General features: G+C 70.8%; 28 protein-coding genes. 21 read left to right on the top strand and 7 right to left on the bottom strand.

Going from position 1 to position 25,798, the window contains the following annotated elements:
• Window positions 1-132 precede the first annotated feature (132 nt).
• Together ACJA3G_RS05805 and ACJA3G_RS05800 are read left to right on the top strand one after the other, a co-directional pair.
• Window positions 133-570: an Hsp20/alpha crystallin family protein gene (locus ACJA3G_RS05805; RefSeq protein WP_406551786.1), complete on the top strand. Its 438-nt coding sequence runs from the start codon at window positions 133-135 to the stop codon at window positions 568-570.
• 108 nt (window positions 571-678) lie between these two features.
• A complete protein-coding gene (locus ACJA3G_RS05800) occupies window positions 679-1,086 on the top strand; it encodes a DUF2267 domain-containing protein (protein WP_406551785.1) in 408 nt (135 codons plus the stop codon).
• 51 nt (window positions 1,087-1,137) lie between these two features.
• Here the strand turns inward: ACJA3G_RS05800 and ACJA3G_RS05795 are convergent, their stop codons facing one another.
• The 4 genes from ACJA3G_RS05795 to ACJA3G_RS05780 are packed head-to-tail and all read right to left on the bottom strand — an operon-like array spanning window position 1,138 to window position 3,216.
• Complete coding sequence (locus ACJA3G_RS05795; protein ID WP_406551784.1) at window positions 1,138-1,623, bottom strand: GNAT family N-acetyltransferase; 486 nt, start codon at window positions 1,621-1,623, stop codon at window positions 1,138-1,140.
• A gap of 17 nt (window positions 1,624-1,640) precedes the next feature.
• Complete coding sequence (locus ACJA3G_RS05790; RefSeq protein WP_406551783.1) at window positions 1,641-2,060, bottom strand: arsenate reductase ArsC; 420 nt, start codon at window positions 2,058-2,060, stop codon at window positions 1,641-1,643.
• On the bottom strand, window positions 2,060-2,842 hold the full coding sequence (locus ACJA3G_RS05785) for an aquaporin (RefSeq protein WP_406551782.1): 783 nt from the start codon (window positions 2,840-2,842) through the stop codon (window positions 2,060-2,062). Before ACJA3G_RS05785 ends, ACJA3G_RS05790 begins: the two co-directional genes overlap by 1 nt.
• On the bottom strand, window positions 2,839-3,216 hold the full coding sequence (locus tag ACJA3G_RS05780) for an ArsR/SmtB family transcription factor (protein ID WP_406551781.1): 378 nt from the start codon (window positions 3,214-3,216) through the stop codon (window positions 2,839-2,841). Before ACJA3G_RS05780 ends, ACJA3G_RS05785 begins: the two co-directional genes overlap by 4 nt.
• Window positions 3,217-3,307: 91 nt before the next feature.
• Between ACJA3G_RS05780 and ACJA3G_RS05775 the strand changes: the two genes are divergently transcribed.
• From ACJA3G_RS05775 to ACJA3G_RS05765, 3 genes are all read left to right on the top strand, one after another.
• Window positions 3,308-3,814, top strand: a complete 507-nt coding sequence (locus ACJA3G_RS05775; protein ID WP_406551780.1) for an ArsI/CadI family heavy metal resistance metalloenzyme — start codon at window positions 3,308-3,310, stop codon at window positions 3,812-3,814.
• A gap of 404 nt (window positions 3,815-4,218) precedes the next feature.
• Complete coding sequence (locus ACJA3G_RS05770; RefSeq protein ID WP_406551779.1) at window positions 4,219-6,366, top strand: glycoside hydrolase family 9 protein; 2,148 nt, start codon at window positions 4,219-4,221, stop codon at window positions 6,364-6,366.
• A gap of 115 nt (window positions 6,367-6,481) precedes the next feature.
• Entirely contained in the window at window positions 6,482-7,768 is a 1,287-nt protein-coding gene (locus ACJA3G_RS05765; protein ID WP_406551778.1) for an MFS transporter, read from the top strand.
• A 48-nt stretch (window positions 7,769-7,816) separates the two neighbouring features.
• Here the strand turns inward: ACJA3G_RS05765 and ACJA3G_RS05760 are convergent, their stop codons facing one another.
• Window positions 7,817-8,263: an ATP-binding protein gene (locus ACJA3G_RS05760; protein ID WP_406551777.1), complete on the bottom strand. Its 447-nt coding sequence runs from the start codon at window positions 8,261-8,263 to the stop codon at window positions 7,817-7,819.
• Window positions 8,264-8,460: 197 nt separating this feature from the next.
• Here ACJA3G_RS05760 and ACJA3G_RS05755 point away from each other — a divergent pair, with 197 nt between their 5' ends.
• From ACJA3G_RS05755 to ACJA3G_RS05720, 8 genes are all read left to right on the top strand, one after another.
• Entirely contained in the window at window positions 8,461-8,826 is a 366-nt protein-coding gene (locus tag ACJA3G_RS05755; protein WP_406551776.1) for an STAS domain-containing protein, read from the top strand.
• 58 nt (window positions 8,827-8,884) lie between these two features.
• Entirely contained in the window at window positions 8,885-9,949 is a 1,065-nt protein-coding gene (locus ACJA3G_RS05750) for a YihY/virulence factor BrkB family protein (protein ID WP_406551775.1), read from the top strand.
• 66 nt (window positions 9,950-10,015) lie between these two features.
• Window positions 10,016-10,555: a phosphatase PAP2 family protein gene (locus ACJA3G_RS05745; RefSeq protein WP_406551789.1), complete on the top strand. Its 540-nt coding sequence runs from the start codon at window positions 10,016-10,018 to the stop codon at window positions 10,553-10,555.
• Window positions 10,556-10,674: 119 nt separating this feature from the next.
• A complete protein-coding gene (locus tag ACJA3G_RS05740; protein ID WP_406551774.1) occupies window positions 10,675-11,151 on the top strand; it encodes a hypothetical protein in 477 nt (158 codons plus the stop codon).
• 287 nt (window positions 11,152-11,438) lie between these two features.
• Entirely contained in the window at window positions 11,439-12,302 is an 864-nt protein-coding gene (locus tag ACJA3G_RS05735; RefSeq protein ID WP_406551773.1) for an SGNH/GDSL hydrolase family protein, read from the top strand.
• Window positions 12,303-12,648: 346 nt separating this feature from the next.
• The gene (gene rph, locus ACJA3G_RS05730; RefSeq protein WP_406551772.1) at window positions 12,649-15,258 is read left to right on the top strand and encodes a rifamycin-inactivating phosphotransferase; all 2,610 of its coding nucleotides are present in this window, start codon (window positions 12,649-12,651) and stop codon (window positions 15,256-15,258) included.
• Between the two features lie 162 nt (window positions 15,259-15,420).
• Window positions 15,421-16,071: a lipoprotein gene (locus ACJA3G_RS05725; RefSeq protein WP_406551771.1), complete on the top strand. Its 651-nt coding sequence runs from the start codon at window positions 15,421-15,423 to the stop codon at window positions 16,069-16,071.
• Window positions 16,072-16,209: 138 nt separating this feature from the next.
• On the top strand, window positions 16,210-16,596 hold the full coding sequence (locus ACJA3G_RS05720; protein ID WP_406551788.1) for a VOC family protein: 387 nt from the start codon (window positions 16,210-16,212) through the stop codon (window positions 16,594-16,596).
• Between the two features lie 84 nt (window positions 16,597-16,680).
• On the opposite strand, the gene ACJA3G_RS05715 is transcribed toward ACJA3G_RS05720, so the two are convergent.
• A complete protein-coding gene (locus ACJA3G_RS05715) occupies window positions 16,681-17,427 on the bottom strand; it encodes a ZIP family metal transporter (RefSeq protein ID WP_406551770.1) in 747 nt (248 codons plus the stop codon).
• Between the two features lie 250 nt (window positions 17,428-17,677).
• Between ACJA3G_RS05715 and ACJA3G_RS05710 the strand changes: the two genes are divergently transcribed.
• The 3 genes from ACJA3G_RS05710 to ACJA3G_RS05700 all read left to right on the top strand — a co-directional run bounded on the left by ACJA3G_RS05710 (window position 17,678) and on the right by ACJA3G_RS05700 (window position 22,033).
• Window positions 17,678-18,154 (top strand): ATP-binding protein, encoded by a 477-nt coding sequence (locus ACJA3G_RS05710; protein ID WP_406551769.1) that lies wholly within the window; start codon window positions 17,678-17,680, stop codon window positions 18,152-18,154.
• A 484-nt stretch (window positions 18,155-18,638) separates the two neighbouring features.
• On the top strand, window positions 18,639-18,935 hold the full coding sequence (locus ACJA3G_RS05705; RefSeq protein WP_406551768.1) for a trypco2 family protein: 297 nt from the start codon (window positions 18,639-18,641) through the stop codon (window positions 18,933-18,935).
• On the top strand, window positions 18,932-22,033 hold the full coding sequence (locus ACJA3G_RS05700) for a tetratricopeptide repeat protein (protein WP_406551767.1): 3,102 nt from the start codon (window positions 18,932-18,934) through the stop codon (window positions 22,031-22,033). The genes ACJA3G_RS05705 and ACJA3G_RS05700 overlap by 4 nt, the downstream gene beginning before the upstream one ends.
• Window positions 22,034-22,123: 90 nt before the next feature.
• Here ACJA3G_RS05700 and ACJA3G_RS05695 read toward each other — a convergent pair whose 3' ends face one another.
• Window positions 22,124-22,447 carry a 4a-hydroxytetrahydrobiopterin dehydratase gene (locus ACJA3G_RS05695; protein WP_406551766.1) on the bottom strand — a complete coding sequence of 108 codons (324 nt, stop codon included), beginning with the start codon at window positions 22,445-22,447 and terminating at the stop codon, window positions 22,124-22,126.
• Window positions 22,448-22,674: 227 nt separating this feature from the next.
• On the opposite strand from ACJA3G_RS05695, the gene ACJA3G_RS05690 reads away from it, so the two are divergent.
• The 5 genes from ACJA3G_RS05690 to ACJA3G_RS05670 form a co-directional block, all read left to right on the top strand.
• Window positions 22,675-23,142 (top strand): hypothetical protein, encoded by a 468-nt coding sequence (locus ACJA3G_RS05690; RefSeq protein ID WP_406551765.1) that lies wholly within the window; start codon window positions 22,675-22,677, stop codon window positions 23,140-23,142.
• On the top strand, window positions 23,136-23,471 hold the full coding sequence (locus tag ACJA3G_RS05685; RefSeq protein WP_406551764.1) for a hypothetical protein: 336 nt from the start codon (window positions 23,136-23,138) through the stop codon (window positions 23,469-23,471). Before ACJA3G_RS05690 ends, ACJA3G_RS05685 begins: the two co-directional genes overlap by 7 nt.
• Before the next feature lie 7 nt (window positions 23,472-23,478).
• Window positions 23,479-23,817: a DUF4288 domain-containing protein gene (locus ACJA3G_RS05680; protein ID WP_406551763.1), complete on the top strand. Its 339-nt coding sequence runs from the start codon at window positions 23,479-23,481 to the stop codon at window positions 23,815-23,817.
• 231 nt (window positions 23,818-24,048) lie between these two features.
• The gene (locus ACJA3G_RS05675) at window positions 24,049-24,975 is read left to right on the top strand and encodes an alpha/beta hydrolase (protein WP_406551787.1); all 927 of its coding nucleotides are present in this window, start codon (window positions 24,049-24,051) and stop codon (window positions 24,973-24,975) included.
• Between the two features lie 14 nt (window positions 24,976-24,989).
• Window positions 24,990-25,798 (top strand): peptidoglycan DD-metalloendopeptidase family protein (locus ACJA3G_RS05670; protein ID WP_406551762.1); only part of this gene is annotated, 809 nt, incomplete at its 3' end.

Here is a 25,798-nt window from a genome sequence, read left to right as displayed (position 1 = left end):
CCTCCGACCTTCCCCGCGCCGCCGTCATCCTTTCGACGACGACATGTTTGTCATCGATTGGATGACATGCTACAACGGTGGTGTTGAAGCGCATTGGCGGGTACGACCCGAACCTTCTGGAGGTGTTTCACGATGTTGATGCGCACCGACCCCTTCCGTGAGCTGGACCGCCTCGCCCAGCAGCTGACCGGGACCGGTACCGGCACCTGGACCCGGCCGTCCGCGATGGCGATGGACGCCTACCGCGAGGGCGACGAGTACGTGGTGGCCTTCGACCTTCCGGGCGTCAGCCCGGAGGCGATCGACATCGACGTCGAGCGGAACATGCTGACCGTCAAGGCCGAGCGGCGGCCCGTCGCGAAGGCCGAGAACGTGCAGATGGAGCTGTCGGAACGGCCCCTGGGCGTCTTCTCCCGTCAGCTCGTGCTGGCCGACACCCTCGACACCGAACGCATCAAGGCCGACTACGAGGCCGGGGTGCTCACCCTGCGCATCCCGATCGCCGAACGCGCCAAGCCCCGCAAGATCACCATCAGCGGGGACTCCTCCCGCAAGGAGATCTCCGGCTGAACCCGGCGCTGGGAGCCGAACAGCAGCGCAGGACGGGACTTGATCTCCCCCCTCCACCCGTCCTGCGCTCCCCTCAGTCCTCCTCAGCCCAGAGAGGCGGTGGCCGACGTGTCTCTACGAAGGGAAGCGTTCCTCGACCAGGTGAAGGAACGCGGCGAGTACAAGAACGTCCAGGAAGCCGAGCGGGCGGCCCGTGTCGTTCTCGCCCTTCTCGGCGCCCACCTGGTCGGCCGGGTCCGCGCCGAGCTGGCCGCGTGTCTGCCGGAGGCGTTCGCCCTGATCCTCCTCAACCCGCTGCAGAGCGCCGAACCGCTCTCGCCGGAACGGTTCGTACGGGCCACGGCAGCCTGGATCGAGGGGGCCACCGAGACGACCGCCACCTGGGACGTCAGCGCCGTCCTCAGCACCGCCGCCGACGCGGCCGGCGACGAACTCATGCACCAGATCCTGCTCCAGTTGCCCACCGGCTACGACCTCCTCTTCGGCCGCCCCCAAGCCGGCTCCGGGCGTCCATGAGCCCCGGGAGTCCGGTCGAGGATCGAAACAGAGCGGGGGCGCTCCGGCGGATCAGATGACCGTGGGGCTGCGGCGCTCGACGAGGACGACGTCGCGCCATGTGCCGTGGTGTCGGCCGATGCGCTCGCGCGTGCCGACGACGCGGAACCCCGCCCGCCGGTGCAGGGAAAGGCTCGCGGTGTTCTCCGGGAAGATGCCGGACTGCACGGTCCAGATCCCGGCGGCGTCGGTGGAGGCCAGCAGCCCGGTCAGCAGGGTCATGCCCACACCGCGACCCCGCGCTTCGGGGTGGACGTAGACGGAATGCTCGACGACGCCCGCGTACGCGCAGCGGTCGGAGACCGGAACCACGGCCGCCCAGCCCAGGACCCGGTCTCCGTCGAGAGCGACCAGGCGGTGGGCGGGCAGCTTCACCGCGTCGAACACCTCCCACGTCGGCGCCGTGGTCTCGAAGGTCGCATTGCCCTCGTCGACACCGAGCTGGTAGATCGCCAACACCTGCTCAGCGTGTTCCGGCCGTAGCGCGGCGATGCTCATGCCGGTTCCGGTCGGCTTCACGCCGTCGGCTCGATACCCAGTTCGGTCAGCAGGCCACGGACGCGCCGCTCGATCTCGTCGCGGATCGGGCGGACCGCCGCGACGCCCTGGCCGGCCGGGTCGTCGAGCTTCCAGTCCAGGTACCGCTTGCCGGGGAAGTACGGGCAGGCGTCGCCGCAGCCCATGGTGATCACCACGTCCGAGGCCCGCACCGCCTCGGTGGTGAGGATCTTGGGGGTCTGGGCCGAGAGGCCGATGCCGACCTCCTTCATGGCCTCCAGCACGGCCGGGTTCACCGCGTCGGCGGGCGCGGATCCGGCGGAGCGGACCTGGACCCGGTCCGCGCCGAGATGGGTGAGGAAGGCGGCGGCCATCTGGGACCGTCCGGCGTTGTGCACGCAGACGAACAGCACGGAGGGAACGGCGGAGGTGCTCATCAGGTCAGTGCGCTTTCTTCGGCGGAGGCGGAGAGGGTGGGGGCGCAGGCCTGCTGCCTGCCGTGCGGGACGACGACCTCGTCCTCGCTCGCGGAGGCCGGACGGCCGAAGCAGAGCGCGACCAGCCCGAGCCCGGTGGCGGCGCCCACCAGCTGGGCGGCAACGAAGGGCAGCACGGACGCGGGGGCGATTCCGGCGAAGGTGTCGGTGAACGCCCGGCCGATCGTCACGGCCGGGTTGGCGAAGCTGGTCGAGGAGGTGAACCAGTACGCCGCCCCGATGTAGGAGGCGACCAGCAGCGGCGCCAGGTGCGCGCGGCCCGCGCGGGCCAGGCCGAAGATGAGCCAGACCAGCCCGGCGGTGGCCACGACCTCGCTCAGCCACAGATGTCCGGCGGACCGGTCGTGGGTGGCGAAGTGCACCAGCGGCTTGGCGAACATGGCGTCGGCCAGCACCGCGCCGGTGATCGCCCCGGCGATCTGAGCGGGTACGTACGCGAGGACGTCGCGCAGGGTGGTCGTGGTGTCGCCGGTGCGGCGGCCGGTGAACCAGGCGGCGAGGGTGACCGCCGGGTTGAAGTGTGCTCCCGACACGGGGCCGAGCAGGGCGATCAGCACACCGAGGCCGAAGACGGTGGCGAGGGAGTTGGCCAGGAGCTGCAGCCCGATGTCGTGGGTCAGCGCGGTGGCCTGGATGCCGGAGCCGACCACCACCGCGACCAGCGCGGCCGTGCCGAGCCCTTCGACGGCCGTCCGCCGCACCAGCGGCGCGGGCGCGCTCACGCCGGCACCGTCGCGGCGACGGGGATCTGGAGCAGGGCGGACAGCTTCGCCAGGGCCTCGGGCAGCACCCAGTAGTACACCCAGGTCCCACGCCGCTCGGAGCCGACCAGGCCGGCCCCCCGGAGCACCTTCAGATGATGGGAGATCGTCGGCTGGGACACGTCGAACGGGCCGATGAGGTCGCACACGCACGCTTCGCCGCCCTCGTGGGAGGCGATCAGCGAGAGCAGCCGCAGCCGGATCGGGTCCGACAGCGCCTTGAACATCCGCGACAGATCGGCCGCGGCCTCCTCTCCCAGCGGCTCGTGGACCATCGGGGCGCAGCACGCCTCCCCGTCCTGAGCGAGCAGCGGAAGACCAGCCTGTTTCGACATGTCTCTATGTTGACAGCGATCTAATCCGGTGGCAAGGTCGCCTATATCGACAGTCGTCGATACAAGCCGTTCTCACGGTTGGGAGACCGCCATGTCCCGTGTTCAGCTCGCCCTGCGCGTTGCCGACCTCGAAGCCTCGATCGCCTTCTACTCCAAGCTCTTCGGGGCGGAGCCGGCCAAGCGCCGCGAGGGGTACGCCAACTTCGCCATCACCGAGCCCCCGCTCAAGCTCGTCCTCCTTGAGGGCGAGGGGGGCGAGGACACCCGTCTGGACCACCTCGGCGTGGAGGTCATGTCCACCGACGACGTCACCGCGGCCACCGGGCGGCTCAAGGACGCGGGCCTGGCGACCTTCGAGGAGAACGACACCTCGTGCTGCTACGCCGTGCAGGACAAGGTGTGGGTCACCGGTCCCGGCAAGGAGCCGTGGGAGGTCTACGTCGTCAAGGCCGACGCCGACACCCGGGAGAGGGCCGGCAGCGCCCCGGACGCCTGCTGCGGCACCACCGCGTGCTGCACTCCCGACGAGCAGGCCGTCGACCCGGCCCGGACGGCCACCGAAGCCAAGGCAGCCGCCGGATGCGCCTGTGCCGTCTGAGCCCGACAAGGCGCCGTGACACCGGCCGCAGCCGGTGGCGCCATGTTCGTCCGGTCGTCGCGCGGCACCCGGGCCGTATCCGCCCTTGCCCGCCCCAGAGTTACTCGGGGCGGGCAAGGGCGGATACGGCCAGATTTTCGGGAACCCCTTCGCCTTGGCTCCTTAACTCTCGTATACGTCCTCACCTGTTGACGACTGCCCCTTGCCTTAATACTGTCCGCCTCAAATCTCCGATCCATCGACCGATGTTCGATACTTCGACGAGTGGGAGCGCTCCCCCAATCCTTCGTCCTCCGCGGCGGCCGACGGGAAACAAGAGACCGGACCGGTGGTCCTTGGCGGCACGGCGCTGACGATTCGCTGGACTCGGACCCACTCCATCCGCTGACCCCAAGGAGCCGCTCATGCCCCCCACCCCGCCGTCCGCCCGGCCCAGAACCATCGCCGCCGCCCTGCTGACCGGCTGCCTCCTCGTCGGCGGCACCCTCGCCACACCCACCGCGTCGGCCTCCACGACCGCCACGACAGCCGTACGCGTCAACCAGGTCGGCTACTTGCCGGACGGGCCCAAGCGCGCCACCGTCGTCACCACCGCGACCCAGGCGCTCACCTGGCAACTGCGCAACGCGTCCGGGACGGTGGTCGCCTCCGGTGCGACCGTTCCGCGCGGCGCGGACACCCCCTCTGGGCAGTCCGTCCAGGTGGCCGACTTCTCCTCGTACCAAGGGACGGGCTCGGGATACGTCCTGTCGGTGGACGGCAACAGCAGCGTGCCCTTCGACGTCCGCGCCAACCTCTACGACGGGCTGCGCTCCGACTCGATGGCCTTCTTCTACCACCAGCGCAGCGGCGTCGCCATAGACGCCTCCCTGGTGGGCTCCGCCTACGCGCGCCCGGCCGGACACCTGGGCGTCGCACCCAACAAGGGCGATGTCTCCGTCCCCTGCCAGGCGGGGGTGTGCGACTACACCCAGGACGTCAGGGGCGGCTGGTACGACGCGGGCGACCAGGGCAAGTACGTGGTGAACGGCGGTATCTCCACCTGGCTGGTCGTCAATTCCTTTGAGCGGGCCAAGCGGGCGGGCCGGGACGCGGCGCTGGGTGACTCGACCCTGCGCGTCCCCGAGCGCGGCAACGGCATGCCGGACGTCCTGGACGAGGCACGCTGGGAGCTCGACTTCCTGATGCGGATGCAGGTGCCCGCGGGCAGGCCGTACGCGGGGATGGCGTTCCACAAGGTCCATGACGCGGCCTGGACCGGGATGCCGATGCGTCCCGACCAGGACCCCCAGCCCCGTGAGCTGCACCGGCCCTCCACGGCGGCGACGCTCAACCTGGCCGCCTCGGCCGCGCAGTGCGCCCGGGTCTTCCGGCCCTACGATGCCGCATTCGCCGACCGCTGCCTCTCAGCCGCCCGCCGTGCCTGGAGCGCGGCCCAGGCCAACCCCGCCCTGTTCGCGCCGGATTCGGACAGCACGGGCGGTGGCGCCTACGGCGATGCGCAGGTCAGCGACGAGTTCTACTGGGCGGCGGCCGAGCTGTACGCGACGACCGGGGAGAGCGCCTTCCGGGACGCGGTCACGTCGTCCTCCTGGCACACCTCGGCCAGTGCCTTCTCCCCGTACGGCTTCGGCTGGGCGGACACGGCCGCGCTCGGCCGGCTCACCCTGGCCACGGTGCCCAACGGGCTGCCCGCCGCGGATCTGGCCCGGGTGCGTTCCTCGGTGACCGCGGCGGCCGACACCCATCTGTCCAGGATGGCTGCCCAGGGCTATGCGGTGCCGGTCCCGGCGGACGGGTACTTCTGGGGCTCGAACAGCGAGGTCGCCGACAACGCGATCGTCCTGGCCGTCGCCGGTGAGCTGACGGGCGACGCGCGCTACCGCACCGGCGCGCTGGAGGCGATGGACTATCTCCTCGGCCGCAACGCCCTCGGCCAGTCCTACGTATCCGGCTACGGTGAGACGTCCTCGCAGAACCAGCACCACCGCTTCTGGGCACACCAGTTGGACGCCTCGCTCCCCCACCCTCCGGCGGGTTCGCTCGCGGGCGGTCCGGACAGCGCGCTCCAGGACCCGGTGGCACAGGCGAAACTGCCGGGCTGCGCACCGGCCGCCTGCTACATCGACGACATCGGCTCGTACTCGACCAACGAGGTGGCGGTCAACTGGAACGCCCCGCTGGCCTGGCTGGCCGCCTACGCCGCCGAGGGAGCCTCGACGGGTGAACCGCCGACCGCGGCCTGCTCGGTGGCGTACAAGGTCGACAACGTGTGGAGCAATGGCTTCACGGCGACGCTCACCGTCAAGAACACGAGCTCGGCCCCCGTGGACGGGTGGCAGCTGACCTGGACGTATCCGGGCGGCCAGCGGGTCACGAGCGCCTGGAACGCCACCGTCACCCAGAACGGCACCACCGTGAGCGCCCGCAACGCCGACTGGAACCGGACGATCGCCCCCGGTACGACGGCGAGCTTCGGAGTCCAGGGGACACACACCGGCACGAATCCCTCCCCCACCGGCTTCGCACTCAACGGCAGCGCCTGCACCTGATCCCCGGCCGGGCCAGGTGTCCTGAAAGGAGCCCCGTCGGCGGTCCGGCGGGGCTCCATCGGCGGTCCTGACCGGCACGGAGGCCCCGCAGAGGGGCGCTGCTAGCCTCGGCCGCATGATCGAAAAGAGCGCCGGGCCACGGATATCCCGCCTGCCGACGACCGGCCCGCAGCGTGCCCTCATCGTCGCCAGCTTCGTCAGCCGGGTCGGCAACGGGCTGTTCAACACCGCCGCGGTGCTCTACTTCACGCTGGTGGTCCACCTGCCCGCCGCACGGGTCGGTGCCGGTCTCACGATCGCCGGCCTCGTGGGGCTGCTCGCCGGCATCCCGGCGGGGAACCTGGCCGACCGGTACGGACCGCGCACGGTCTGGCTGACGGCGCTCGCGATGCAGGCCGTGACGATGGCCGCCTTCGTCTTCATCCACGGATGGCTGACGTTCACGCTCATCGCCTCCCTGGACCGGCTGGCAGCGACGGCGAGCGGCGCGGCGGGCGGTGCGCTCATCGCCCGTGCGGGCGGTGAACGCCCCGCCGCCTTCAGGGCGAGGCTCCGCACGTTCGTCAACCTGGGCGTGGTCCTGGGCACCCTCGGTGCCGCCTTCGCCGTCTCGGTCGACACGCGCGCGGCGTACACCGCGCTCATCCTCGCCAATGCCGCCAGCTTCGCCGGCGCCGGCCTGATCGCCCTGGCCGGTGTGCCCAACTACCGGCCGCTGCCCAGGCCGACGGAGCACCACCGCGGGGCCGTCCTGTCCGACCGGCCGTATGTGTCCTTCGTGGTGCTCTACGGGGCGATGGGACTGCAGTACCAGACCGTTTCCCTCCTGCTGCCGATCTGGCTCTCAGCCCACACCGACGCGCCCCGCTGGACGGTGGCGGCGGTCTACGCGGTCAACAGCGGTGTGTGCGTGCTGCTCCAGAGCAGGATCGGCTCCCGGGTGGAGACACCGCGCCAGGGCGGCCGGGCGTTCCGTCTCGCGGGGCTGTTCTTCTTGGTCAGCTGCCCCATGATGGCTCTGACCGCGGACGTCCCGGTCTGGATCGCGCCGGGTCTCGCCGTCCTCGCGGTCTGTGTGCACAGTCTCGGGGAGGTATGGGAGTCCTCGGGCGGTTACGCGCTCGGCTTCGGTCTCGCCCCCGACCACGCCCAGGGCCAGTACCAGGGACTTTTCGGCATGGGCTTCGACGCCGGGCAGGCTTTGGCCCCGGTGGTCCTCACGACGGCGGTCCTCGGACTGGGCCACGGGGGCTGGCTGCTGCTCGGCGCGTTCTTCGCGACCCTGGGAGCCGCGGGCCCGCCGGTGGCCGCGTGGGCGGAGCGCACCCGCCGCCCACCCCACGACACCGCCTCTACGCCACAGGGACGACCCGACGAAGCCCCGCTTCCCGACACTGTCTGATGTTCCGTGGGCCCCTCGCCTCACATGCGAGGGCCGAGCCCGGAGGGGTCAGCCGGGGCGCGGACCGGACTCGTCGCCGTCCGGTTCGTCCAGGAGCGCCACCCGAGCGGTGATGCGTTTGCCGACCGGCTCCCGGCGTGCCTCGAAGCCCTGGGCCACCGCCATGACGATCTCCAGCCCGTGCTGGCCCACCCGGCCGGCGTCGGCGGCCCGGGCCACCGGCAGCACCGGATCGCTGTCCCAGACCACCACTTCCACCACCGTGCCGGTGACCCGCAGATCGAGGAGGACCGGGCCGGGGGCGTACTTGCGGGCGTTGGTGACCAGTTCGCTGACCACGAGCTGCGTGAGGTCCATCGCGCGCGCGGAGACGGCTATGCCGTGCTCGCTCCGGAGCCGGGTGAGGAAGTCCGCCGCGAAGTGGCGGGCCTCGGCGATACAGGCGCCGTCGCCGTCCAGCGCCGCCGACACCTGCCAGGGCTCGGGATGCCGCACTATGGGACCCTCCCCATCGAGAGGGACCGACTCCACCCCCACCACGTCCGTCCCCCGTTCATATGCCCGCGCGTACCCCCGACCGCTCTTTGTACACCTGTGGTCCCGGGCGGCACAGCTTCCCTGCCGGGGAGGTCCCCGTAGGATCCAGGCCGAGGCAGCCGCCGGCCGAGTCACCGAGCGTTGTGGAGGCAAGCGTGACCGACAAGAAGGAAACACCGGAGCCGGACGGCTTGGCGATCACTTCCGCGACCGTGGGCGGCGTCGAGGTCGTCACCGTACGGGGAGAAATCGACTACCACACCGGCAGGCATCTCCGGCAAGCCCTCAGCCTCCCCGAGGACACGGCCGTCCCCAGGATGGTGGTGGATCTCAGCGGGGTGACGTTCATGGACTCCAGCGGCATCAACGTGCTCATCGCCGCGCGCGCCGCGCTCTGCGACGCGAACGGCCGGCTGCGTCTGGCAGGCGCCGGCGGATCCGTACTGCGCACGCTGCAACTCGTCGGACTCGACAAGATCATCGACTGTTACCCCACCGTCCGCGAGGCCCTCGACGCCTGAGGTCAGCCGGCTGGGGCGCCCCTGACATGAGCGCGGCCCCCAGGGGTACCCGGGGCCCATGACGAAGCTCCATCTTCCAGGGCGGAAAGCGCGCCACGGCGGCGACGAGGCTCGAGAACACGACAGGCTCACGCCCGAGGAGGCCGGGCCCGGACCGGAGGTGGAACGGCGCGAGCCGGACACGCCGACGAAACTGCCCAAACGGGCCTGGGGTGCCGTGCTCAAAGGGGCGCTGCGGGAGTTCAAGGACGACGAGCTGACCGACCGCGCCGCGGCCCTGACGTACTACGGCGTGCTGTCGCTGTTCCCGGCTCTGCTGGTCCTCGTGTCGCTGCTGGGCATCACCGGCAAGTCGGCGACAGACTCGGTGCTGGAGAACATCAAGAAGTTCGCCCCGGGCTCGGCCAGGGACATCATCACGCACGCCGTGGAGCAGTTGCAGGGCAACGCCGGCGTCGGCTCCGTGATGGCGGTGGTCGGCATCGTGCTGGCGGTGTGGTCGGCCTCCGGCTACGTGGCCGCCTTCATCCGCGCGGCGAACGCCGTCTACGACATGCCCGAGGGCCGCCCGGTGTGGAAGATCCTCCCGATCCGGGTCGGGGTGACGATCATCCTGATGCTGCTGGCCGTCGCCAGTGCGCTGATCGTCGTGTTCACCGGCGCCCTGGCCCACCAGGCGGGCACGGCACTGGGTGTCGGGGACTCCGCGCTGACGGCGTGGTCGATCGCCAAATGGCCCGTTCTCGTTCTCCTCGTCACGATCATGATCGCGATCCTGTACTGGGCGACCCCGAACGCCAAGGTGAGGGGGCTCAAGTGGATCACGCCGGGCAGTTTCCTCGCCCTGGTCATCTGGATGATCGCCTCCGCGGGCTTCGCGTTCTACGTCGCCAACTTCGCCAGCTACAACAAGACCTACGGCACCATGGCCGGCGTCATCGTCTTCCTTCTGTGGCTGTGGATCACCAACCTGGCCATCCTGCTCGGGCTGGAGTTCGACGCCGAGACCGCGCGCCAGCGGGCCATCGCCGGCGGCCTGCCGCCGGACGCGGAGCCGTACACCGAGCCCCGCGACACCCGGACCTGGGACGAGGAGGACCGCCGCCGCATGGGCGATGTGTGACCCACAACCGGCGATCTTGGGTGTACGTCGGTGACCTCGGGATATCTGTCGTTCATGAAGGATTTCGTGGGGTTGCGCGACGCTGAGCGATCGCTGACCAAGAAGACGGCTTCCGGCATTCCTCCCCGCATCGGCATGGTGCTCTCGGCGGTGGAGGAGACCGCGGAAAGTACGAAACTGTGGTGCGGCGCGGCCGTGGCGATGGCGTCGCTGGGCGGCTGGCGGGGCCGCCGGGCGGCGGTCGCCGGCCTGACCGCCCTGACGCTGGCCCAACTCGTGTCGAACGGCCTGTGCAAGCAGGTGGCGGGGCGGCCCCGTCCTCCCAAGGACTGGTTCCCCCACGACGAGGTCGACGACCGCCCCGACTCCTCGTCCTTCCCGTCCGGCCACACCGCCGCCGCGGTGGCGTTCACCGCCGCGGTCACCCACCGGTGGCCGGCCGTGGGCGCGGCGTGCGCGGTGCCCGCCGCACTGGTGGCGGTCGAGCGGGTGCAGAGCGGCGCCCACTATCCCAGCGACGTGGCCGCCGGGGCCGCTGTCGGGCTGACCAGCGCGTGGGTGACCCGCCGCTCCCTGCGGGTGGTCCTGCGACGCTGGCTGTTCTAGCGGTTCGAGCCGGGCGGCCCCTCGCCACCTGCTTCGCCATCCATCGCCACGAGGCCTCGGGGCGGTACGAGTTCGCGTCCCGGAGGGGTACGACCGTGAGGTGGGGGCACACGGACTCCATGCAGCGACACGCGCGTCCCACGAGCACTCTGTTCGGTCCGGCCATAACGGCCCGCTCATCGCCGTCCAGTTCGGCCGGTGCCAAGCACGCGCGCCCCAGTCGGCTCACCGCCCGGCTGCAGCGCCGGATCCTCGCCTACAGTGCGATCGATTTCCTGTCCACGAACATCCCGGGCACCGCGGACTCCGGCGAGGAATGCCTGCTCCTGGTCCATGTCCGCCAGGTCGTCGGCCAGGTCCGCTACCGGATCTGCTCCCCCTGCGCCCAGGGAGTCATCACCGCCGTCGCGATCAACGAGCCTTTCGACAACACCGGTCTGGACACCCGGGCGCTTTCACACCTGCGAGCGCGCAACCCGGATATCGCGTGGCACAGCACATCGGGCTCGGGCATCACCCGCGACCTCCTGCTCCGCATGCGCATGCCTGCCACCACCTCCCTGACACCCTGCCCCCACGCCCCGACCGCTGCCTGAACCGACAGCGGGCGCCGGCTGCTCACCCTCCGTCCATACCGGACCCGGATCAAGCGGGCTCCGAATGACGCGTTACTCAAACAGGGCCCCTGGCAACAGGGGCCCTGAGGCGTTACGGCACTCAACGCCCGGTTCAGAAACCGCTGTCAACATTGTTGACCCCGAGCCGACGATGGCTCAGATTACCTAGCGGTAGTACCCGGCGGTAATCCTTCTTTCTCTCGAAGCCCGGCCGTGTCCGACGCGGCCTCCCCCCACCCTGCACCGCTCCTGAGAAGAGAGAGCACATGCCCAAACTCCGCTCTGTCATGCCCGCATCAATCGTGGCAGGTGTCCTGGTGGCCGGTTTGACCGGTACCACCGCCCGCGCCGCCTCCCCGCTGAACTATGTCGCCCTCGGTGACAGCTACAGCGCCGGCTCGGGTGTCCTGCCCGTCGATCTGAGCAATCTGCTGTGCCTGCGCTCCACCGTGAACTACCCGCACGTCCTCGCCTCCCGGACCGGCGCCCATCTCAAGGACGTGACCTGCGGCGCGGCCCAGACCAAGGACTTCACCGCGTCCCAGTACCCGGGCGTGGCACCCCAGTTGGACGCGCTGAGCGCCGACACCGACCTGGTGACCTTCACGATGGGCGGCAACGACAACAACACCTTCATCAACGCAGTGACGGCCTGCGGCACGGCGGGCATCCTCAGCGGCGGGAAGGGCAGCCCCTGCAAGGACAAGAACGGCACCTCCTTCCAGGACCAGATCGACGCGAACACCTACCCCGCGCTCAAGAAGGGGTTGCAGAACATCCGCGCCAAGTCACCGGGGGCCCGTGTGGCGGCTCTGGGCTACCCCTGGATCATGCCGGCCACCGCCGACCCGTCCTGCTTCGTGAAACTCCCGATCGCCGCCGGGGACGTGCCGTATCTGCGCGACATCCAGCAGCATCTGAACGACGCCGTGAGGCGGGCGGCCCAGGAGACCGGAGCCACCTATGTGGACTTCTCCCAGGTGTCCGAGGGGCACGACGCCTGCAAGGCCGTCGGGACGCGCTGGATCGAGCCGTTGCTGTTCGGACAGAACGTGGTGCCCGTCCACCCCAACGCGCTGGGAGAACAGCGCATGGCCGAACGCACGTTGAACATCCTCCAACTGGGCTGATCCCAGGCCCGCGTACGCGGAAAAAACAAAGGCAAGGAGAAATACTTCTCCTTGCCACTATCAAGATATAGCGCAACGGGGGGCTTGCCGCAAGGCCCCGGGCAGGGCGCACAATCGTCGGCCGAGGCCACAACCTGCGGAATTGAGGGCACGACGTGCGTGTGTTGTTGTCGACGACCGGGGGACGCGGTGACGTCGAACCAGGAGTGGGACCGGCAGGACGGTCCGTGAAAGGGCCGCCCGAACCGAGGACGTGCCTGACGAGGAATACGGCAGATTCGCAAGCGCCGGTGGTTGGATCGACGCTTGCAGGGCGACGCGGCACGGCTGCCGGGAAGGTATCGCGATGAACGAGCAGTACGTATGGGATCTTCAGGCGGCCGATGAGACGCAGGGCGCGATCGTCGGCGGCAAGGGAGCCCAGCTGGGCGGCCTGTCGAGGATCGAGGGCGTCCGGGTGCCGGGCGGCTTCTGCGTGACGACGGACGCCTTCCGGCGGATCATGACGGAAGCGCCATCGCTCACGGGCCGGCTCGACCGGCTGTCCCGCGTGAGCCCGGACGACCGGGAGACGACCCGGACGCTCAGCGCGGAGATCCGCCGGACCATCGAGGGCGTCACCGTCCCGGCCGACATCGCGGCGGAGATCACCGGCGCGCTCGCCCGGTTCGGCGAGCAGGCCGCGTACGCCGTCCGGTCCAGCGGTACGGCCGAGGACCTGCCGACGGCCTCCTTCGCCGGTCAGCAGGACACGTACTTGAACGTCATGGGACCGGCCGCGATCCTCCAGCACATCAGCCGGTGCTGGGCCTCGCTGTTCACCGAGCGGGCCGTCACCTACCGCCGACGCAACGGCATCGACCACCGCGCGGTCCATATGGCGGTGGTGGTGCAGCGGATGGTGTTCCCGGACGCGGCCGGCATCCTGTTCACGGCCGACCCCGTCACCGGCAACCGCAAGGTCGCCACGGTCGACGCCGGCTTCGGCCTCGGTGAGGCCCTGGTCTCCGGTCTGGTGAACCCGGATGTCTTCAAGGTGCGAGGCGGCGAGGTCATCGCCAGGACGATCGCCGCCAAGCAGCGGGAAGTGCACGCCCTGCCCGCCGGCGGTACGCGGGAAGTGGCCGTAGATGCCGAGCGGCAGGCGCAGCCGTCCCTGACGGATGAGCAGGTCGTCCGCCTCGTACAGCTGGGGCGGCGGATCGAGACGCACTTCGGTTGCCCGCAGGACATCGAATGGTGCCTGGTCGACGACGGCTTCCAGATCGTTCAGAGCCGCCCGATCACGACCCTGTTTCCCATCCCCGAGGCCGACGACCAGGACAGTCACGTCTACCTCTCCGTCGGTCATCAGCAGATGATGACCGACCCCATGAAGCCCCTGGGGCTCTCGGTGTGGCAGCTGACGGCCATGGCGCCGATGCGGCAGGCCGGTGGCCGGCTGTTCGTCGACGTCGCCGCCCGCCTGGCGTCACCCGCGAGCCGCACCGCCCTCCTGGACCTCATCGGCAGGGGCGATCCGCTGGTCCGGGACGCGCTGGAGACCGTACTCGACCGCGACGACTTCATCCCCTCACTCCCCGACACGGATCCCGCCGGGCAGCCTGCCGGGCCGCCTCCCGGCGGCGCGCCCGCCCCGATCGAGACCGATCCGGCCCTCGTCACCGAACTGATCCAGCGCAACCGGGCGTCCGTCGACGCCCTGGGACGCGACATCCGGACCAGGACAGGACCGGCACTGTTCGACTTCCTGCTGGAGGCCTTCGAGGAGCACAAGCGGATCCTGAGTGACCGGTTGAGCATGCAGGTGATCATGGCGGGGATGGAGGCCACCTGGTGGCTCAACGACAACCTGCGGGAGTGGCTGGGCGAGAAGAACGCGGCGGACACGCTCACGCTGTCCGCCCCGGGCAACATCACCTCGGAGATGGGGCTCGCGCTGCTGGACGTCGCTGATGTGATCCGCCCGCGGCCGGAGGTGGTGGCGTTCCTCCAGGGCGTCGAGGACGAGGACTTCCTCGACGAGCTGGCGAAGCTCCCGGGCGGAAGCGAGGCGCGTGACGCGATCGAGGACTACCTCGACCGGTACGGCATGCGCTGCGTCGGCGAGATCGACATCACCAGGCCGCGTTGGCGCGAGCGCCCCACCACGCTCGTGCCCGTCATCCTGGACCACGTACGCAACTCCGAGCCGGGCGCCGCCGCGCGCCGCTTCGAGCAGGGACGGCAGAAGGCGCTGAAGAAGGAACAGGACGTGCTGTCGCGCCTGCGGGCCCTGCCGGACGGCGACCGGAAGGCCGACGAGACCAAGCGGATGATCGACCGCGTCCGTACCTTCATCGGGTACCGCGAGTATCCCAAGTACGGCATCATCAGCCGCTACTTCCTCTACAAGCAGGCCCTGATGGCGGAAGCCGAGCGCCTCGTGCAGGCCGACGTACTCTCCGACCAGGAGGACGTCTCCTACCTCACGTTCCAGGAGTTCCACGACGCCGTACGCTCGAACCAGGTGGACGCCCAGGTCGTCCGGCAGCGCAAGGAGGCGTACGAGTCGTACCGCGCGCTGACGCCGCCGCGGGTACTCACCTCGGACGGCGAGACGCTCAACGGGGCGTACCGGCGCGACGACGTACCGGACGGCGCCCTGGCAGGCCTCCCGGTCTCCGCCGGCACCGTCGAGGGACGGGCCCGCGTCATCCTCGACATGGCCCGGGCCGATCTCGAAGCGGGCGACATCCTGGTCACGGCCCACACGGACCCGAGTTGGTCGCCGCTGTTCGTCGGAATCACCGCTCTGGTGACGGAGGTCGGCGGTCTGATGACCCATGGCGCGGTCATCGCCCGGGAGTACGGATTGCCGGCCGTCGTGGGCGTGGAGGGGGCGACCCGACTGATCCGCGACGGGCAGCGGATCCGGGTGCACGGAACGGACGGGTACGTCGAGATCCTGTCCTGAAGGGGCAGGCCGAGAACCCGGCGCTCCGGCCGAGGGCGCTCGATCGCCCCGGCCGGGGGTGCTCCCCGGTCCGGCCCGGCGCGGTGGTCACGGCAGGGGTCGACTAATCTCCCCTGGGCGGCCGTTCGGCTGTTCCGACCGATGCGCAGCAAAGGACTTGTCGTGCGGCATGTGATACGCGGTGCGGTGGTGACCGCACTGGCGGCAGCACTGCTGACGGGGTGTGCCGGGGAGAAGGAGTCCTCGGACGACCCGAAGGCGCGTTCCACGGGGCCCACCCAGACACCCTCCGCGGCCTCCGGTGCCCCAGCGGCCAAGGCTCACGGCACTGTTGGGGCCGCCGGGTCGGCATGTCCGCTGCCCGTGGTCTTCGCCACCGCCGACCAGTGGAAGGCGAAGCCGTTCAAGCTGGACGGCACGGCGCTGGACGCCCTCGCCAAGCAGGGTCCGTTCACCCTGGCCTGCGAGATCGACGCCAAGCCCGCCGGGAACATCGGTTTCCTGCGCGCCTGGACCAGCAGCCTCAGGGGCGGTACCCCGCGTGCCGCCCTGACTGCCTTCGTCGCCACCGAGAAGAACGCGCGGAAGGCGACGTACACGGACATCAAGGCGGGCTCGCTGCCCGCCGCCGAGGTGGTCTACGAGACGTACAGCGAGCTCCTGGAGGAGTCCAAGCAGGGGCACGCCCTCGCCGTCACGACGCCGAGCGGCGCGGTGGTCCTCCACCTGGGAGGTCTGGACACCGACGAGCACAAGGGCATGCTCCCGGCCTACGAACTGGCGAAGAGCAGCCTGCGGGTCAACTCTCGGTAGCGCTCTCGCCCAGTCGCCGCAAGGTGTTGCCGCCCACCCGGGCGCGCCTTCTCCAGCCTGGCGGATCAGCCCCCTAGCTTGATGTGTCCACCGGTCTGCCGACCGTCTTGCTTCTTGAGCATCTCGCCGGAGAGCACCATGAAGATCCACCTCACCAGCGTCTTCGTCGACGACCAGGAGCGCGCTCTGCGCTTCTACACCGACATGCTGGGTTTCGTGAAGAAGCACGACATCCCGCTGGGTCCGGCGCGATGGCTGACCGTGGTCTCGCCGGAGGAGCCCGGCGGCACGGAACTGCTGCTCGAACCCTCGGACCACCCCGCGGTGCGGCCGTACAAGACGGCGCTGGTCCGGGACAGCATCCCGGCCGCCTCCTTCGCGGTGGATGACGTACGAGCGGAGTTCGAGCGGCTGGGTGGGCTGGGGGTGCGCTTCACTCAGGAGCCGGTGGAGATGGACACGGTCACCGCGGCGGTGCTGGACGACACCTGCGGCAACCTCATCCAGATCGTGCAGACCTCGTAGGACCGAGGGGAGCGGCTGCCCACCGGGTGGGGCGCGGCATCACCGACGGAGGGCGGCCGGTGTCCCCCGCCGGTCGGTGTGATGTCACGACCGCGAGATCGTGAAGGCGGCGAGGAACCCCAGGACCGTGGTGAGGCCGGCCAGCAGGTGGGCGTCTTCGAATGCCTCGGGGATCATCGTGTCCGCGATCATCGCCAGAATGGCGCCCGCGGCCACCGCGGTGATCATCGCCATCACGTTGTCGGAAGCACCGCCCAGGAGGGTGTAGCCGGCCAGCGAGGCCAGTCCCGAGATCAACGCGATCGCCGCCCACAGCCCGAAGACGTAACCGCGTCCGCGTCCCGCCTGCTTCATCCCCGCCGCGCTCGCCATCCCCTCGGGGAGATTGCTGAGGAAGACCGCTACGACCGTGGCCGTCCCCACGCTTCCCCCGCCCAGCAGGCTGGTGCCGATGACCACCGACTCGGGCACGCCGTCCAGGAGCGCGCCCAGGGCGATGGCGCCACCCGAGCCGGGCTGTTCGCTTTCGGAAGGCTGCTGGGAGCCCGACCGCTTGCGGTGGCGGGCGCCGCGTGCGGCGAGCGCCACGTTGGCCAGCGAGTACACACCCGCGCCGGCCAGCGCTCCGAGGGCCGTCGGCGCGAGGCCGCCCTGCTTGTCCGCCTCCTCGATCAGGTCGTAGGAGACCGCCGAGATCAATACGCCGCTGCCGAAGGCCATCACCAGAGCGACCCACCGGGCGGGCACCCGGAAGAGTGTGCCCGCCGCCGCGCCGACCAGCAGCGCGCTCCCCGCGAGAAGGCCCCAGCCCCCAGCAACCAGCGCTCCCACCGCATCCTCCTTCGCCCTGCTCCGCCGTGTTGTGCGCCCTTACCCGGGAAACGGGGTCCGATGCCCCGACGAGGTGACCGTCTCCGTGGTGGCCACCGCATATCTGCCACGGCCGGCCCGCCCTTGATCGCACCCTCACCTCGGTTACTTCGAGTGACGATCGGTGAGGTAAAAGTAGCCGGATTGCGATGGTGTTTCGGGGGTATCGGCGTGAGTACTGGGATCGACTTCAGGACGCGAGGCTGACCGGATGGACCTAGCTGGACAGGGCACGAGCTTGCAGCCCTTGGTGGAACGTTCGATATCGGTGTCGGCCGCGTTCGAGAGCAGCGAGGACATCGCGGTTGCCCGCGCCATGGCCAGGGACTTCCTGGTGGAGGTGCAGACCGTGCACGGGCTGCCGGTGTCCAAGCGGGCCATGGGGATGGTCCAGCTGGTGGTGAGCGAGCTGGTGACCAACGCCCGTAAGTACGCGCCGGGGCCCTGTCTGCTGACACTGGAAATCAGCCAGGGGGCTGTGGAAGTGACCGTCTGGGACAGCAGCACGACGCTCCCCCTGATTCTGCCGCCGGACCCTACCCGGGTGGGCCAGCACGGGCTGGAGATCGTCATGGCGGTGTGCCGCAGCTTCGAGGTGCACCGGGAACCCGTCGGCAAGCGCGTCAGGACGGCCATCGTCCTGGCCGACGACCCGGGCGGGGACGCGGCCGGGCGCCAGATGATGTGACGTACCGGAGAGCTCTGCTCTCCGCAGGGTGTTCCGGTCAGCGCGTGCGAGCCCACTCCGTGCGCACATGGTCGGAGTGGGCCCCCGCCCGGTCGAGGCGGGGGCCCTGACGCACACCTCGGAGGCGTCGACGTTGACCAAGGTGTGGTCGAGTGCGGCGAGCGGGTAGCGCTTGTCGGGCGGCAGCGACCGTGTGGTGAACATGGGGGCCGGTCCGCTACCGGAGTGTTCTATGCCGGGCTGCCGCTCGGCCCTCAGGTGCCAGAATCCCGGCCGGTACTTGAACTGCAACCACTCGGCGGGCCCGGGCAACTGCTCGGGCGGGCCCGGCACCCACGAAGCCGGCACGATCACCTCGGCCGGACGCGGCTGCGCTGATACGTGCACACGACCCCCGAAGCTCCTTCTCCTTCTTCCCGCCGCACACCCAGCATAGGCTCAGCTGGATGCGGTTGGCAGTGATCATTAACGACGGGGGCGCGGGATGACGACGGACGGCAACGAGATCACCGAGGCGATCGAGCAGCTGCGTGCACAGTTGGCTCAGGCGCAGGAGTACGGCAAGGACGCCCGGCTTCAATTCCGTATCACCGAGGTGGAGATGGAGTTCCTCGTCGAGGTACGCAAGGACGCCGGGGGCTCGGGGGGCGTGCGCCTCGGTGTGGTCAAACTCGGCGCCGACGCGAAGGTGTCCCAGGGCACGACCCACCGGCTGCGCCTCAAGCTCGATGTGCGCGACACCCTGACCGGGGATCCCGCCGCGGTCTCCGACCGGCGATGACGGCTTCACCTGCGGATGTCCCCCACGACGGGGCGCAGTTGCACCCGGGGCTCGTGGCGGTCACGGCGGGCCCGGTGGACACCGAGGGGCGCAGGGAGTTCTCGTCCGGGCGGCTGCTCGCGCCCGCGCTGGTGCTCACCTCCCGCCATGGCGTGACGTTCCCCGACGGCCGGCACCGGCCGGACATCACCGTCAGGGCCGTCGTCGGAGGGCGCGGGGCGGTACGCCTCACCGACCCCGTGCCGTGCACCGTCCTCTGGCAGGGGGACGCCGGGCTCGACGCGGCGCTGCTGCGCCTCGGGGCCGACGGCAGCGGCTTCGCCGAGCAGCTCGGCGTTCCCGAGCCGCGCTGGGCCGAGGTGACGGGGACCGAACCGGTCGCCGTCGCCGTGACCGGTATGTCGGCCGCCGCGGCACGCAGCACGGGCGACGGCACGGAGACCGAGACGGTGCGCGGGGTGCTGGACCCGCTGACCTACACGCGCAGCGACCGTTACGCCATCGACGTGTCGACCGCGTGGCCGGCCGGGTGGGACCAGTGGTCGGGCATGTCCGGCAGCGCGGTGGTCCACAAGAGCGGTGCCCTGCTGGGCGTCGTCGCGTGGAGCGACCGGCCCTACGAGGGACGGCGGCTGACGGCCGTTCCGGTCCGGGCGCTGCTCGCGAACACGGGATTCCGGGATGCCCTGCGGGAACTGACGGGCCATGACCCGCTGTTGCGCGCCCTCGACCCGGAACGCCCGGCCGAATCAGCCCGGTTGCCCTCCGCGCCCGGTCCCGCCGGGGCGGTGCTCACCACGCTCAAGGCGCCGCCCCGCCAGATCGTGGACCGGGTCGCGGAGCGCCGCCGGCTGCCCGAGCTGGTCGCCGGGAGCCTCACGGGGCGGCCCGAGCTGGTGCACGCCATCGTCGGGATGCCGGGCGTCGGCAAGTCCGCCCTGGCCCGGCACCTGGCCCACCAGCTCGCCGCCGACTTCCCCGACGCGCAGTTCGAACTCGACCTGTACGGCCACACCCCAGACCGGGCCCCGATGGAGGCGCACGCCGCGATGGAGGCGCTGCTGACCTGGGCGGGCATCCGCGGTGACGACGCGCCGACCCTGGACGCCAAGGCCGCGCTGTGGCGGAACTGGCTGCACGGCCGACGCGGCCTGCTGCTCCTCGACAACGCGGCATCGCTCGACCAGGTGTCCTGTCTGCTTCCCGGCGACGACAGCAGTCTCGTCCTGATCACCAGCCGGATCGCGCTGCACGACCCCGACCGCATCACGCTCACCGCGCTCGACGTGCTGCCCGCCGACGAAGCGGTACGGCTCCTGGTGGCGAGCGCCGGGCTGGCCGTGGAGGAGGCGGAGGACCCCGCCCTGGAGGAGATCTGCCGGGCCTGCGGGTTCCTGCCGCTGGCCGTGCAGGCGGTCGCCGCCCGGCTGCGCTTCGAGGAACCGGAGGAGCTGCTGCTCGCCATGCGCGAGACGGACTCGCCGCTCCTTGAGGTACCCGACGCCGACCGGCGGGTGGGTGCGGCGTTCGCGGTGTCATGGCAGGCGCTGGAGGCGGCGGACCCGGTGCAGGCCGCCCTGTTGCGGGTACTGGCCATGCATCCGGGTTCCGAACTGGAGGTGGAGGCGTGCGCGACGATGAACGGTATGACGGTGCGCGAGTGCCGCCGTCGTATGGCCGACCTGGCCGAGAGACATCTGTTGCAGCGCCACGGCCGGGGACGCTTCGGCTTCCACGACCTGTTCCTGGCGTACGCCCGGAGCCTGGCGGTGGCGCAGGAGCCGCAGGAGCGCTGGGACGAGGTCCTCGACCGGCTCTTCACCCACCAGCTGACGCGGGGCGAGGCGGCGCGGGAGGCGCTGGCCACCGGAGCGGGCGAACCGGCCGCCGCACGGGCCTGGCTGGAGGCGGAGCGCGGCAATCTGATCGCCGTGACGGTGGCCGCCGTCGAACGCCGCTCCCCGCACGCCAGACGCCTCGCCGCCCTGGCACACGCCGTCCTGGGCGGGCTGGGCGCGACCACCGAACTCGCCAGGATCTGGGCCACCATGAGGGACGCCGCCATGGCTGACCACGACCGGCCCAGTCTGGCCGACGCCCTGCGGGGCCTGGCCGATACGGAACGTACCCGCGGCGATCTGGCGGGCGCGCGGGACGACTACCGGGCCGCCCACGAGTTGTACGAGGCGCTCGGTGACCGGCGGGGCCGGGCGGACGCCCTGTGGGGGCTCGCCGAGACCGAACGGGCCCGCAGCCGCTACGACGACGCCCGTGAGCTCTTCACCGGCGCGCTGCGCGTCTACGAGGAGCTGGACGACCGGGCGGGCCGGGCCGACGCGCTCTGGGGCCTGGCCAACGTCAGTGTCTCGCAGGGCCGTTACGAGACGGCCACCGACGCCTTCCGTCAGGCGCGTGAACTGTACGCCGGGCTCGCCGACCGCCGGGGCGAGGCGCAGGCGCTGCGCGGGCTGGCCGACATCGCGCGCAACCGGGGCCGGGGGGTCGAGGCGCACGAGGGCTACCGGGCGGCGCTGGCGACGTACGAGGAGATCGGTGACGTACGCGGGCAGGCGCAGGCGCTGCGGGGTCTGGGCCATGTGGCCCGCGTCGACGGCCGCCACGACGAGGCCGCCGACCTGTTCGTACGGGCCCGCGATCTGTCCCGTCGCATCGGCGACCGGCGCGGGGAGGCCGACATGCTGCGCGGGCTGGGCGACGTACAGCGGTTGCGGGGGCAGTACGCGCAGGCCCGCGAGACGCTGGCCCGCTCCGCCGCCGTCCACCGTGAACTGGGCAACGCCGGCGGCCTGGGCTTCACCCTGCGCGCGCTCGGTGACACCGAACGCGCCGACGGGCGCCCGGACCGGGCCCGCGCCGCGTACGACGAGGCCCGCGCGGCCTTCGAGCGCGTCGGCTCCCGGCGGGGCCTGGCCGACATCCTGTGCGCCCTCGGTGGCGTACTGCCCGAGGCCGACGAGGCACGGGCCGCGTACACCGAAGCGCTCGCCCTCTACGAGGAGCTCGGCGCGGACATCGCGGCGGCCGGGTGCCGCGAGCGGCTCGCGGCGCTCGACGGGGAGGAGCGGACGCGGCGGTGACGGCCGGGGCGCGCCCGGGCGCGCGGGCCGCGGCAGCCTCCGGGCACAGCCGGCACCGCGCAGGACGTACGCGCCCCGTCCGCCCCCTCCTCAGTCGTCGAGGGGTTCCGCCTCGTGCGCGGCGGCGATGGAGTCGATGCGGGCGGCGAGGTTGAAGTCGGCCGCCGTGAGCCGGTGGCCCGCGTCGCGGGTGGTGATGGAGAACCGCACCGTGTCCCAGCGCAGGTCGATGTCCGCGTGATGCCCGATCAGCCGCTCCACGTCCGCGACATGGACGATCAGCGCGACTCCCCCGTGATAGCGGATCGCGAAGGTCCGGGTGATCTCCTCGCCTGCTCGGCGCCAGCCGGGCACATGCCGCAGGGCGGCTTGGATCGCCGCCTCCGACAAGGGCTCGGGCCTGCTCCCGGCCATGTCCGCTCCCCTCGTTCACGGGCGCCGGCACCTCGTCGAGGTCCGGCCGACCGGGGGCATCGTGCCATGCCCTCCCAGGATCAGCCAAAGGGAGTACACGGACGGGACTGGTGCCCCTCGGTCACGTCAAGTAGCTTTACGATCACTCCCCGTACGCCACCGCGTCTGATCGCGGGGAGCGAGCGTGCAGCTGAACAGAAAGGCACCCCATGCAGCACCGGCACCGCATGCGGAATCTCTCCCGTACCTGCGTCTTCGCCTTCGCGGGTCTCCTGGCGACCGTCACCTCGTCCGCGTGCCCCGTGTCCGCAGCCCCCGCTTCCGCCGAAGCCCGCGCGGTGGCAAGGGCCGCCGAATGCCGGGGCATCGGCACGTCGTTCACCGACCGGATGCTCCCCGGGCAGTGCCTGCGCAACGGGGGCTACCGGCTGGAGATGCAGTACGACGGCAATCTGGTCCTGTACTCGGGCTCGCGCGTGTGCTGGGCGAGCGGTACGGACGGGACGGACGGTGTGTACGCGAAGTTCTCCGGTGACTGGAAGCTGGACTCGCCGTACATGACGCTGGAGTCGCAGTTCGGCGAGCTGAGGAAGTACCGGGGCAAGTACACCTACCTCCACAAGACCGGTGGCGATGTCAGCCTCAACAACAAGGGCGAAGTGTGGATCGCGTACGGGAAGATGGCCGGATGCTGACAGCGGCCGGCGGGCGGCTCCGGGTACGGCGGGGCATCGGCCGGGCCGTGTCGGCGGCAGCCGTCCTCGCGGTCACCCTGCTGACCGGAGCCCCCTCCCCCTCTGCCGCCGCGACGATTACGCCGGTCGCCGCGGCAGAGGTGTGCGCCGCCAACGACAACCTCGGGGAGATCGCCACCAACTTCATCTCGCGCTGCCGCCAGGCCTCCATCCGGCAGGTGTTCCCCGGGCAGCACTACGGGGACTCCCTCGGATACATCAAGGACTGCGGGGAGAAGTCGTGCAGGACGGCCTGGAAGCTGTTGAACGACAACCGGTTCAAGAAGTAGCCCGGAGGTGACCGTGGAGAGGGGCCTCTACGTCGCCGTACTGCTGTGCGCGGCGTCGACCACGGCCGACGGCCGGGCCCCGCTCTACCAGGAGAACTTCGTCCTGCTGCGGGCTGTGGACGAGAGCGAGGCCCGCGAGAAGGCGTTCGCACACGGCAGGCGCCTCGAAACGAGCTACGAGAACGAGTTCGGCGATACCGTCTCCTGGAAACTGCTGCACGTGGTGGACGTCAGCGAGGTCGGGCAGAGCGACCTCGACGACGGATCCGAGGTGTACACCCGGCACTTCAGGAACTACGACGCCTACAGGTCCTTCGAACCGCTGCTGTCGGGAGAAGACCTCTGACGCACCTCCGCCCTCCCCGGGGGCGCGACCTACCGCACCCGCGCGGCCCCTGTCAGTCCGTAACGTTCCGGATTCTCCGGGCGGAGTGCGCGTCATTACCCTCCGAAGCGCCTGTCACACAGCGGTCGGTCGCCACGACCGCCGCCGCGCTTCCCCCAGGAGGTCCCGTTGACCGCGCACCACCCCACCCGCAGGAGCATCCTCAAGTCCGCCGGCGGGATCACCGCCGCCATGGCCCTCGGCGCCGGAGGCGTGCTCGCGGCGGCGACGACGGCCTCGGCGGCCGACGACGGCTTCGGACTGCACATCGTGGACCGCAACGAGAGCGACCCCAGGATGTGGTACTACCGGTTCCAGACCGACGCGATCGGCTGGAACCCCGCTGTCAACGTGCTGCTGCCCGACGACTACCACGGGAGCGGACGCACCTACCCGGTCCTGTACCTCTTCCACGGCGGTGGCACGGACCAGGACTTCATCACCTTCGACCGCGAGGGCGTCCGTCAGTGGACCGCCGGAAAGCCGATCATCGTCGTCATGCCCGACGGTGGCCACGCCGGCTGGTACTCCAACCCCGTCAGCTCCAACGTGGGACCCCGCAACTGGGAGCACTTCCACATCGACCAGCTGCTCCCCTGGGTCGAGGCCAACTTCCGGACGTTCGCCGAGTACGAGGGGCGGGCCGTGGCCGGGTTCTCCATGGGCGGCTTCGGCGCGCTCAAGTACGCCGCCAAGTACTACGGCCACTTCGCGTCCGTCAGCGCCCACTCCGGACCCGCCAGCCTGCGCCGTGACGGTGGTCTCGTCGTGCACTGGGCCAACGCCTCGGCCGCGGTCCTGGACCTGAACGGCGGCACCATCTACGGTGCACCGCTGTGGGACGAGGGCCGGGTGAACGCCGACAATCCGGTCCAGCGGATCGAGAGCTACCGCAACAAGCGGGTCTTCCTCGTCGCCGGTACCAGTCCCGACCCGGTCAACTGGTTCGACACCGTCAACGAGACCCAGGTGCTCGCCGGGCAGCGGGAGTTCCGCGGTCTGCTCGACCGGGCCGGGATCCCGCACGAGTCCTATGAGGTGCCCGGCGGCCACTTCATCCGCCACGACCTGATGCAGCGCGACATCGACGGCATCATCGACCGCCTGCGCAAGGCGTGACAGGAGGACGCACCGTGTCGCTCACCACGTCGCCGCGGCGTACCCCGCGCCCCGGGCTCGCGACGGTCGCGGCCCTGCTGCTCGGTCTGCTGGTCACGGCTCCCTCCACGGCCGCCGCCCAGACCCGTGCCCAGCCGGCGGCCCGGGCCGCCGGCTTCGCCGCCGCCTGCCCGACGACCGGCTTCATCTCCCAGTACTACAGCGCCGGACACAACGGTATCGACATCGCCAACGGCCGCGGCACCCCGATCTACGCCGTCGGGGACGGCGAGGTGACGATCTCCGGGTACGAGCCGGGCTACGGCCAGTGGATCCGCGTCCAGCACGCAGACGGCACCATCACCGAGTACGGCCACATGTACGAGCGGGACGTCCAGGCGGGCGACCATGTGGTGGCCGGTCAGCAGATCGCCCTGATGGGCAGTGAGGGTGAGGCCACCGGCCCGCATCTGCATCTGCGGGTGTGGACGGACCCGAGCGCGAGCGTGGGGACCGACCCTCTCCCGTATCTGGCGGAACGCGGCATCGACATGCCCTGTACGCCCGGTACCGGCCCGCACCCCAAGCCGCTGGAGTATCCGGCGGAGTCGGGGCGGGTGGTGTCGGCCCGTTCGTCGGACGGCCGCCTGGAGGTCTTCGCCGCCGGAGCCGACGGCGTCCACCACGCCTGGCAGACAGGCGTCAACGGCGCCTGGTCCGACTGGGAACCCCTCGGCGGCCCGGGAGGCGCGGAACTCGCGATCGGCCCCAACGCCGACGGACGCCTGGAGATGTTCGCCATCAACGGCGACACCTTCCAGCACCGCTACCAGCTCTCCCCCTC

Origin of the sequence: Streptomyces sp. YS-3 (assembly GCF_045257485.1) — a bacterium.
Classification (GTDB): domain Bacteria; phylum Actinomycetota; class Actinomycetes; order Streptomycetales; family Streptomycetaceae; genus Streptomyces.
The sequence above is the reverse complement of the archived record's forward strand: the minus strand, read 5'-3'. Positions and strand labels throughout refer to the sequence as shown.

What these genes read in the sequence shown, in the direction of transcription:
- rph (WP_406551772.1), top strand. Translation starts at nt 12,649, where the DNA reads ATGAACGAGCAGTACGTATGGGATCTTCAGGCGGCCGATGAGACGCAG.
- ACJA3G_RS05675 (WP_406551787.1), top strand. Translation starts at nt 24,049, where the DNA reads ATGGCCCTCGGCGCCGGAGGCGTGCTCGCGGCGGCGACGACGGCCTCG.
- ACJA3G_RS05685 (WP_406551764.1), top strand. Translation starts at nt 23,136, where the DNA reads ATGCTGACAGCGGCCGGCGGGCGGCTCCGGGTACGGCGGGGCATCGGC.
- ACJA3G_RS05750 (WP_406551775.1), top strand. Translation starts at nt 8,885, where the DNA reads ATGACGAAGCTCCATCTTCCAGGGCGGAAAGCGCGCCACGGCGGCGAC.
- ACJA3G_RS05710 (WP_406551769.1), top strand. Translation starts at nt 17,678, where the DNA reads ATGGACCTAGCTGGACAGGGCACGAGCTTGCAGCCCTTGGTGGAACGT.
- ACJA3G_RS05765 (WP_406551778.1), top strand. Translation starts at nt 6,482, where the DNA reads ATGATCGAAAAGAGCGCCGGGCCACGGATATCCCGCCTGCCGACGACC.
- ACJA3G_RS05780 (WP_406551781.1), bottom strand. Translation starts at nt 3,216, where the DNA reads ATGTCGAAACAGGCTGGTCTTCCGCTGCTCGCTCAGGACGGGGAGGCG.
- ACJA3G_RS05770 (WP_406551779.1), top strand. Translation starts at nt 4,219, where the DNA reads ATGCCCCCCACCCCGCCGTCCGCCCGGCCCAGAACCATCGCCGCCGCC.
- ACJA3G_RS05700 (WP_406551767.1), top strand. Translation starts at nt 18,932, where the DNA reads ATGACGGCTTCACCTGCGGATGTCCCCCACGACGGGGCGCAGTTGCAC.
- ACJA3G_RS05740 (WP_406551774.1), top strand. Translation starts at nt 10,675, where the DNA reads ATGCAGCGACACGCGCGTCCCACGAGCACTCTGTTCGGTCCGGCCATA.
- ACJA3G_RS05735 (WP_406551773.1), top strand. Translation starts at nt 11,439, where the DNA reads ATGCCCAAACTCCGCTCTGTCATGCCCGCATCAATCGTGGCAGGTGTC.
- ACJA3G_RS05775 (WP_406551780.1), top strand. Translation starts at nt 3,308, where the DNA reads ATGTCCCGTGTTCAGCTCGCCCTGCGCGTTGCCGACCTCGAAGCCTCG.
- ACJA3G_RS05805 (WP_406551786.1), top strand. Translation starts at nt 133, where the DNA reads ATGTTGATGCGCACCGACCCCTTCCGTGAGCTGGACCGCCTCGCCCAG.
- ACJA3G_RS05690 (WP_406551765.1), top strand. Translation starts at nt 22,675, where the DNA reads ATGCGGAATCTCTCCCGTACCTGCGTCTTCGCCTTCGCGGGTCTCCTG.
- ACJA3G_RS05705 (WP_406551768.1), top strand. Translation starts at nt 18,639, where the DNA reads ATGACGACGGACGGCAACGAGATCACCGAGGCGATCGAGCAGCTGCGT.
- ACJA3G_RS05695 (WP_406551766.1), bottom strand. Translation starts at nt 22,447, where the DNA reads ATGGCCGGGAGCAGGCCCGAGCCCTTGTCGGAGGCGGCGATCCAAGCC.
- ACJA3G_RS05790 (WP_406551783.1), bottom strand. Translation starts at nt 2,060, where the DNA reads ATGAGCACCTCCGCCGTTCCCTCCGTGCTGTTCGTCTGCGTGCACAAC.
- ACJA3G_RS05720 (WP_406551788.1), top strand. Translation starts at nt 16,210, where the DNA reads ATGAAGATCCACCTCACCAGCGTCTTCGTCGACGACCAGGAGCGCGCT.
- ACJA3G_RS05795 (WP_406551784.1), bottom strand. Translation starts at nt 1,623, where the DNA reads ATGAGCATCGCCGCGCTACGGCCGGAACACGCTGAGCAGGTGTTGGCG.